Source organism: Ruegeria sp. BHSB064, from assembly GCF_059613205.1.
Map to the genome: position 1 here is coordinate 1 of NZ_JBXWSB010000178.1, position 6,882 is coordinate 6,882.

A 6,882-nucleotide genomic window follows, 5' to 3' on the forward strand; every position below is an offset into this window, starting at 1 on the left:
GCGTTTTTATGTCGGCTCGTCTGTTTGATGCCGCCGAAGCCGTTGATCTGGGATTGTTGGCGCGAAGTGTGCCTGCGGATCAATTGTCAGCCGCTGTCGAGGCGGAAATTCGCCCCTATCTGACCTGCGCACCAGGGGCTGTTGCCTCGGCCAAAGCGCTTGTTCAGAGCCTCGGGCCGCGCATTGACGATGCTGTGATCGATCAGACCATACATGCGCTGGTCGAACGGTGGGAAACCGAAGAGGCGCGGGAAGGGATTTCGGCGTTTTTTGAGAAACGTAGCCCATCCTGGAGCAACACGGGGTAAACGGTCTGGGCTGATTTGTTCTTGAACGCCTGCGCTGCGATTCTATGCCGCGCTGTCAAGTGCATGTTTGATGTCGTGGGGCATTGTGTTCGGTTGACCACCTGACCCCGCAGGGATAGAGAATGTCCAGTCAACACGCCAATTGACGGCGCACCCTTTTGGGACATGCGCAGGAAAGGAGCTATTCGTGGAAGACCTGCTGCGGGAGTACCTCCCGATTCTGGTGTTTCTGGCCGTTGCCGTGGGCCTTGGGATCGTCCTGATTCTGGCCGCTGTGGTTCTGGCCGTCCGCAATCCCGACCCCGAAAAGGTCAGCGCATATGAATGTGGGTTCAACGCCTTCGACGATGCGCGGATGAAGTTCGATGTTCGGTTTTACCTGGTGTCGATTCTCTTCATCATCTTCGATCTTGAAATCGCCTTCCTGTTTCCCTGGGCCGTTGGCTTCAAGGACATCAGCGATGTAGGCTTCTGGTCCATGATGGTGTTCCTGGGCGTTCTGACCATTGGCTTTGCCTATGAATGGAAGAAAGGGGCCCTGGAATGGGAGTGATGACAGGCGCAAACACTGCCGGTGTCGACAAGGAAGTCGCCACTCAGGCCCTGAACGCTGAACTGCAGGACAAAGGATTCCTGCTGACCTCGACCGAGGACATCATCAACTGGGCCCGCACCGGTTCCTTGCACTGGATGACCTTTGGTCTGGCTTGCTGCGCGGTTGAGATGATGCATACCTCGATGCCGCGCTATGACGCCGAACGGTTCGGCATCGCACCACGTGCATCCCCGCGCCAGTCGGATGTGATGATCGTGGCGGGGACGCTGACCAACAAGATGGCCCCTGCGTTGCGCAAGGTTTACGACCAGATGCCCGAGCCACGTTACGTGATCTCGATGGGATCCTGCGCCAACGGTGGTGGGTATTACCACTATTCCTATTCGGTTGTGCGTGGATGTGACCGTGTTGTGCCTGTGGACATTTACGTGCCCGGCTGTCCTCCGACCGCTGAGGCGCTGCTTTATGGTCTGATGCAGTTGCAACGCAAAATCCGCCGCACTGGGACGATTGTGCGATGAGTGATGTGGTTGTAAGACGCTGGGAAGCTGTGGTCGCCCGGAACGATGTTAATGAGTGGGTCGATACCTTTCGGGCACGTGCGCTGCCCGGAATGCGAGCCGTAGATGGGTTCAAAAGCGTGTCTTTCCTTGTTCGACGCGATCAAGACCCCTGCCATGTTATTGTTCTTACCAAGTGGCGCGACATGGCAGCCATAGCTGCTTTTGCGGGTAAGGAAGCAGCCAAGACGGTTATGCCCGACTTTATGGCGAAGTTTTTCAAGTCTTACGACGCAGAAGCAACGTTCTATGACGAAGTTCTGCAGGAGGGCCGCAATGAGTGAAGCACTCAAGGAACTTGGCGCGCAGTTAGAGCTGAAGCGCACGGATTGCGTTCTGTCATGGGATGTGACCCATGGCGAGTTGAACGTCGATGTGGCCCCGTCGAACCTCATGGAATTCATCGAATTTCTCAAGACCGACCAGAACTGCAAGTTCTCGACCCTGGTTGACATTACCGGTGTGGACTATCCCGAACGGGCCAAACGGTTCGACGTGGTTTACCACTTCCTGTCGATGTACCAAAACCAGCGCATCCGCCTGCGGGTCTCGATCCGGGAAGAGGATATGGTGCCGTCGATTGTAAACGTTCACCCCTCGGCCAACTGGTTCGAGCGTGAGGTGTTCGACATGTTCGGCATCCTGTTCTCAGGCCACCCGGATCTGAGGCGCATCCTGACCGACTATGGATTCCGCGGCTATCCGCTGCGCAAGGATTTCCCGACCACCGGCTACACCGAAGTACGGTATGACGAGGCGCAAAAGCGTGTGGTCTACGAGCCGGTCAGCCTGGTGCAGGAATACCGTCAGTTCGATTTCATGTCCCCGTGGGAAGGTGCGAATTACATCCTTCCGGGCGATGAAAAGCAGGAAAGCTGACACTGATGATGGAGCGTTGCTGAGATGTTGGGAGAACTGATCATGCTCGGAGCGCTTGGAGTTTTGCTTGCTGGGGCTGCTGCCAAGGCGGCCGAGGCCGAAAAGGTCCGGGTTCGGGCCGAAGCGAAGAAGAAACGAGGGCGGTGATGGACGGCTCAAGATACGATGACGGCAGCACGGACGCGCTGAGCGGAGAACAGAAGATCCGCAACTTCAACATCAACTTCGGCCCGCAACACCCTGCGGCGCACGGGGTTCTGCGCCTTGTGCTCGAGCTGGACGGTGAGATCGTCGAACGCTGCGATCCGCATATCGGCCTGCTGCACCGTGGTACCGAAAAGCTGATGGAAAGCCGGACGTATCTGCAGAACCTGCCGTATTTCGACCGTCTGGACTATGTGGCGCCGATGAATCAGGAACATGCCTGGTGTCTGGCGATTGAAAAGCTGACCGGTGTCGAGGTGCCGCGCCGGGGCTCGCTGATCCGGGTTCTGTATTCCGAGATCGGGCGTATCCTGAACCACCTGCTGAACGTGACCACGCAAGCGATGGACGTCGGCGCGCTGACCCCGCCGCTCTGGGGTTTTGAAGAGCGCGAAAAGCTGATGGTGTTCTATGAGCGCGCCTGTGGTGCCCGCCTGCACGCCGCCTATTTCCGCCCCGGCGGTGTGCATCAGGACCTGCCGCCCGAACTGCTGGATGATATCGAGGCGTGGAGCCACGAATTCCCCGCCGTTCTGGATGACATTGACGGGTTACTGACCGAAAACCGCATCTTTAAACAGCGCAACGCCGACATTGGCGTCGTGACCGAAGATGACATTCAGAAATACGGCTTTTCGGGCGTAATGGTACGTGGATCTGGCCTCGCATGGGACCTGCGTCGTGCGCAGCCCTATGAATGCTATGACGAGTTCGAGTTCCAAATCCCCGTCGGCAAGAATGGCGACTGCTATGACCGTTACCTCGTCCGCATGGAAGAGATGCGCCAGTCGCTGCTGATCATCCGTCAGGCCATCGCCAAAATCCGTGACTGTCCCGGAGATGTTCTGGCCCGTGGCAAAATCACCCCGCCGAAACGCTCGGACATGAAGACCTCGATGGAAAGCCTGATCCATCACTTCAAACTGTATACCGAAGGTTTCCACGTTCCCGCAGGCGAGGTCTATGCCGCTGTCGAGGCCCCCAAGGGCGAGTTCGGCGTTTATCTGGTCGCCGACGGCACCAACAAGCCTTACAGGGCCAAACTGCGCGCGCCGGGCTTCCTGCACCTGCAAGCCATGGACCACGTTGCCAAAGGCCACCAACTGGCCGACGTCGCCGCCATCATCGGCACCATGGACGTCGTATTTGGAGAGATTGACCGCTAATGCTCCGCCGCCTTCATCCCGAACAACCCGAAAGCTTCGCCTTCACCGCTGCCAACCAGCAGTGGGCCGAAGCGCAGATGACCAAATACCCCGAAGGCCGTCAGGCCAGCGCGGTGATCCCGCTGCTGTGGCGCGCGCAAGAGCAGGAAGGCTGGCTGTCCCGTCCGGCGATTGAATCCGTCGCCGACATGCTTGGCATGGCCTATATTCGCGTGCTTGAGGTTGCGTCCTTCTACTTCATGTTCCAACTGCAACCGGTTGGATCGGTGGCGCATATTCAGGTCTGCGGCACGACCTCCTGCATGATCTGCGGGGCCGAGGATCTGATTGCAGTTTGCAAGGAAAAGATTGCCGCCAAGCCGCATGTGCTGTCCGCTGATGGCAAGTTGAGCTGGGAAGAGGTGGAATGCCTCGGCTCGTGCACCAACGCGCCCATGGCGCAGATCGGCAAGGACTATTACGAAGACCTGACGGCTGAGAGTTTTGGCAAGATCATCGATGATCTGGCCGCTGGCAAGGTGCCGACACCCGGACCCCAGAACGGGCGTTATGCGGCTGAGCCGTTGAAGGGGTTGAGCAGCCTGACCGAATATGAGGCAGGCAAGCCGAAATACAACGCAAGCGTTGAACTGGCGTCGGATCTGGGCGACACGGTCAAGCGCATCGACGGCACCGAAGTGCCGATCCTGACGCCTTGGTTGGGCAAGGATGGCAAGCAGGCTGGGGCTTCCGCTGCGGCCAAGCCTCCTAAAGCGCCCGAACCCGCGAAACCGGCGGTGAAACAGGCGGAAGAAGCGAAAGCCAAGGCTGAGCCGGAAGCTGTCAAGGAAGACGCGCCCAAAACGCTGACCGCGGCGCGCGGCGGGTTGCCGGACGACCTCAAGCTGTTGAAAGGCGTCGGACCGAAGCTGGAAGAAACACTGAATGAGCTGGGTTTCTATCACTACGACCAGATCGCCGCCTGGACACCCGAACATGTGGCCTGGGTGGATGCACGCCTGAAGTTCAAGGGCCGGATCGAACGCGACGGCTGGATCGAACAGGCCGCCAAGCTGGCTGCAGGTGAAGAGACCGAATTTGCCAAACGTGCCAAAGAAGACGGCACCTACGAAGGCTAAACGACGGTGCCCGTCCGGGGCATCAGGGTAAGATGGACAAAGAAAAGGAACAGGCCATAGCCCGCAAGGGCCGACATATCGGAGTGGTCATCGCTGTGACCATGCTGATTTGGCTTGCCATGAACCTGTTCATCGGCCCCGCGCTGGGTTTGACGACCCGGCACGCGCTGCTGTTTGATCTCGCTGCTTTGGCGGGTTTCATCTATGCAGGCGTCAACATTTTTCAACTCTGGCGCATGCGTCAGGACAGCTGAAGGTAACACGCGATGCTGAAGGATCAGGACCGGATCTTTACCAACATCTACGGGATGCATGAGCGCACGCTGAAAGGCGCACAGGCCCGCGGGCATTGGGACGGCACTGCTGGCCTGATCGAAAAGGGCCGCGACTGGATCATCCAGACGATGAAGGACTCGGGTCTGCGCGGTCGCGGCGGCGCGGGCTTCCCGACGGGCCTCAAGTGGTCGTTCATGCCCAAGGAAAGCGACGGACGCCCGGCTTATCTGGTGGTGAACGCGGATGAATCCGAACCCGGCACCTGCAAAGACCGCGAGATCATGCGCCATGATCCGCATACTCTGATCGAAGGCTGTCTGATCGCGTCTTTCGCGATGAATGCGCATACCTGCTACATCTACCTGCGCGGTGAATACATCCGCGAGCGCGAGGCGTTGCAGGCGGCAATCGACGAGGCGTATGACGCTGGTCTTTTGGGCAAGAACGCCGCTGGATCGGGCTGGGATTTCGATATCTTCCTGCATCACGGGGCCGGGGCCTATATCTGTGGTGAGGAAACCGCGCTGATCGAAAGCCTTGAGGGCAAGAAGGGCATGCCGCGGATGAAACCTCCGTTCCCGGCGGGTGCGGGGCTTTATGGCTGCCCGACCACGGTGAACAACGTAGAATCCATTGCTGTCGTGCCGACCATCCTGCGCCGTGGCGCGGATTGGTTCGCAGGCTTTGGCCGTCAGAACAACGCGGGCACCAAGTTGTTTGCGATCTCGGGCCATGTGAACAACCCGTGCGTCGTTGAAGAGGCGATGTCGATTTCCTTTGAAGACCTGATCGAGACACATTGCGGCGGTATTCGTGGCGGTTGGGACAACCTGTTGGCGGTTATCCCGGGCGGGTCCTCTGTTCCCTGCGTGCGTGGTGAGAACATGCGCGACGCGATTATGGATTTTGATTATCTGCGCAATGATCTGGGCTCGGGCCTTGGTACGGCTGCGGTTATTGTGATGGACAAGTCGACGGACATCATCAAGGCGATCTGGCGGCTGTCGAAATTCTACAAGCACGAAAGCTGCGGACAGTGCACGCCCTGCCGGGAAGGCACCGGCTGGATGATGCGGGTCATGGACCGTCTTGTGCGCGGCGAGGCCGAGTTGGAAGAGATCGACATGCTGTTCGACGTGACCAAACAAGTCGAAGGCCATACGATCTGCGCCTTGGGCGACGCAGCCGCCTGGCCGATCCAGGGCCTGATCCGTAACTTCCGCGAAGAGATCGAAGACCGCATCAAGGCCCAGAAATCGGGCCGCATGGGTGCGATGGCTGCGGAGTAAACCCAATGGACGTATTTGCTGAATACTCCCACGCAATTGCTTCGGTTGTGCTGTTCACATTGGTTGTTTTGTTTTTGGCCCCGTTCTCGGCACTGGCCAAGCAAAGCAAAGGACTCGCACCGGGTGCAACACCCGATCAGGACTATGGGGATCAAGCCTATCGTCTGAACCGTGCTTACCTGAACGGAACCGAAACACTTCCGGCGTTTCTGACGGTTGTTGTGGCGGCAGTTTTGCTGGGGGCTGGCCCGTTCTGGGTCAACCTTCTGGCGTCAATTGCATTGGTTGCGCGCGTGCTCATGCTGGTGGTGCATCTCAAGGGTATCGGCAAACCGAACAGCGGTCTGCGGTCCATTCTGTATGTACTGGGCTGGGCCTGCATGTTTGTGATCGGCCTAATGGCCTTGGTGGCGGCGTTTTGATGGTGAAATGGCGGATAAGACTACAAAGAGGGAACATATGAAGGCCACTAAAACCCTTGTTGTTGTTCTGGCTTTGGCCAGTGTATCCGCGTGCGGCCTGATCA

The 6,882-nt window shown here is 58.3% G+C and carries 11 protein-coding genes; all 11 read left to right on the plus strand.

What is annotated here, in order from left to right:
* The coding region (locus AC2FNU_RS23175; protein WP_496793272.1) for an enoyl-CoA hydratase-related protein at nucleotides 1–308 on the plus strand (308 nt) is incomplete at its 5' end.
* A gap of 187 nt (nucleotides 309–495) precedes the next feature.
* Complete coding sequence (locus AC2FNU_RS23180; protein WP_050602775.1) at nucleotides 496–861, plus strand: NADH-quinone oxidoreductase subunit A; 366 nt, start codon at nucleotides 496–498, stop codon at nucleotides 859–861.
* Nucleotides 852–1,385 (plus strand): NuoB/complex I 20 kDa subunit family protein, encoded by a 534-nt coding sequence (locus AC2FNU_RS23185; RefSeq protein ID WP_010442777.1) that lies wholly within the window; start codon nucleotides 852–854, stop codon nucleotides 1,383–1,385. Before AC2FNU_RS23180 ends, AC2FNU_RS23185 begins: the two co-directional genes overlap by 10 nt.
* Nucleotides 1,382–1,708 (plus strand): antibiotic biosynthesis monooxygenase, encoded by a 327-nt coding sequence (locus AC2FNU_RS23190; protein WP_496793276.1) that lies wholly within the window; start codon nucleotides 1,382–1,384, stop codon nucleotides 1,706–1,708. The genes AC2FNU_RS23185 and AC2FNU_RS23190 overlap by 4 nt, the downstream gene beginning before the upstream one ends.
* A complete protein-coding gene (locus AC2FNU_RS23195) occupies nucleotides 1,701–2,303 on the plus strand; it encodes an NADH-quinone oxidoreductase subunit C (protein WP_496793279.1) in 603 nt (200 codons plus the stop codon). The genes AC2FNU_RS23190 and AC2FNU_RS23195 overlap by 8 nt, the downstream gene beginning before the upstream one ends.
* A gap of 24 nt (nucleotides 2,304–2,327) precedes the next feature.
* Entirely contained in the window at nucleotides 2,328–2,450 is a 123-nt protein-coding gene (locus tag AC2FNU_RS23200) for a hypothetical protein (RefSeq protein ID WP_256367953.1), read from the plus strand.
* Entirely contained in the window at nucleotides 2,450–3,673 is a 1,224-nt protein-coding gene (locus AC2FNU_RS23205) for an NADH-quinone oxidoreductase subunit D (protein WP_170343780.1), read from the plus strand. The genes AC2FNU_RS23200 and AC2FNU_RS23205 overlap by 1 nt, the downstream gene beginning before the upstream one ends.
* Complete coding sequence (gene nuoE, locus AC2FNU_RS23210; protein ID WP_496793288.1) at nucleotides 3,673–4,791, plus strand: NADH-quinone oxidoreductase subunit NuoE; 1,119 nt, start codon at nucleotides 3,673–3,675, stop codon at nucleotides 4,789–4,791. The genes AC2FNU_RS23205 and nuoE overlap by 1 nt, the downstream gene beginning before the upstream one ends.
* 32 nt (nucleotides 4,792–4,823) lie before the next feature.
* The gene (locus AC2FNU_RS23215) at nucleotides 4,824–5,045 is read left to right on the plus strand and encodes a DUF5337 domain-containing protein (protein ID WP_496793291.1); all 222 of its coding nucleotides are present in this window, start codon (nucleotides 4,824–4,826) and stop codon (nucleotides 5,043–5,045) included.
* A 12-nt stretch (nucleotides 5,046–5,057) separates the two neighbouring features.
* Nucleotides 5,058–6,356, plus strand: a complete 1,299-nt coding sequence (gene nuoF / locus AC2FNU_RS23220) for an NADH-quinone oxidoreductase subunit NuoF (RefSeq protein ID WP_480798588.1) — start codon at nucleotides 5,058–5,060, stop codon at nucleotides 6,354–6,356.
* 5 nt (nucleotides 6,357–6,361) lie between these two features.
* Complete coding sequence (locus AC2FNU_RS23225; protein ID WP_496793297.1) at nucleotides 6,362–6,778, plus strand: MAPEG family protein; 417 nt, start codon at nucleotides 6,362–6,364, stop codon at nucleotides 6,776–6,778.
* Nucleotides 6,779–6,882: the final 104 nt, after the last annotated feature.

Bases quoted from the DNA above. Each gene is read 5' to 3' on its own strand.
- nuoF (WP_480798588.1), top strand. From the start codon at position 5,058: ATGCTGAAGGATCAGGACCGGATCTTTACCAACATCTACGGGATGCAT.
- AC2FNU_RS23195 (WP_496793279.1), top strand. From the start codon at position 1,701: ATGAGTGAAGCACTCAAGGAACTTGGCGCGCAGTTAGAGCTGAAGCGC.
- AC2FNU_RS23205 (WP_170343780.1), top strand. From the start codon at position 2,450: ATGGACGGCTCAAGATACGATGACGGCAGCACGGACGCGCTGAGCGGA.
- AC2FNU_RS23185 (WP_010442777.1), top strand. From the start codon at position 852: ATGGGAGTGATGACAGGCGCAAACACTGCCGGTGTCGACAAGGAAGTC.
- AC2FNU_RS23200 (WP_256367953.1), top strand. From the start codon at position 2,328: ATGTTGGGAGAACTGATCATGCTCGGAGCGCTTGGAGTTTTGCTTGCT.
- AC2FNU_RS23190 (WP_496793276.1), top strand. From the start codon at position 1,382: ATGAGTGATGTGGTTGTAAGACGCTGGGAAGCTGTGGTCGCCCGGAAC.
- AC2FNU_RS23225 (WP_496793297.1), top strand. From the start codon at position 6,362: ATGGACGTATTTGCTGAATACTCCCACGCAATTGCTTCGGTTGTGCTG.
- AC2FNU_RS23215 (WP_496793291.1), top strand. From the start codon at position 4,824: ATGGACAAAGAAAAGGAACAGGCCATAGCCCGCAAGGGCCGACATATC.
- nuoE (WP_496793288.1), top strand. From the start codon at position 3,673: ATGCTCCGCCGCCTTCATCCCGAACAACCCGAAAGCTTCGCCTTCACC.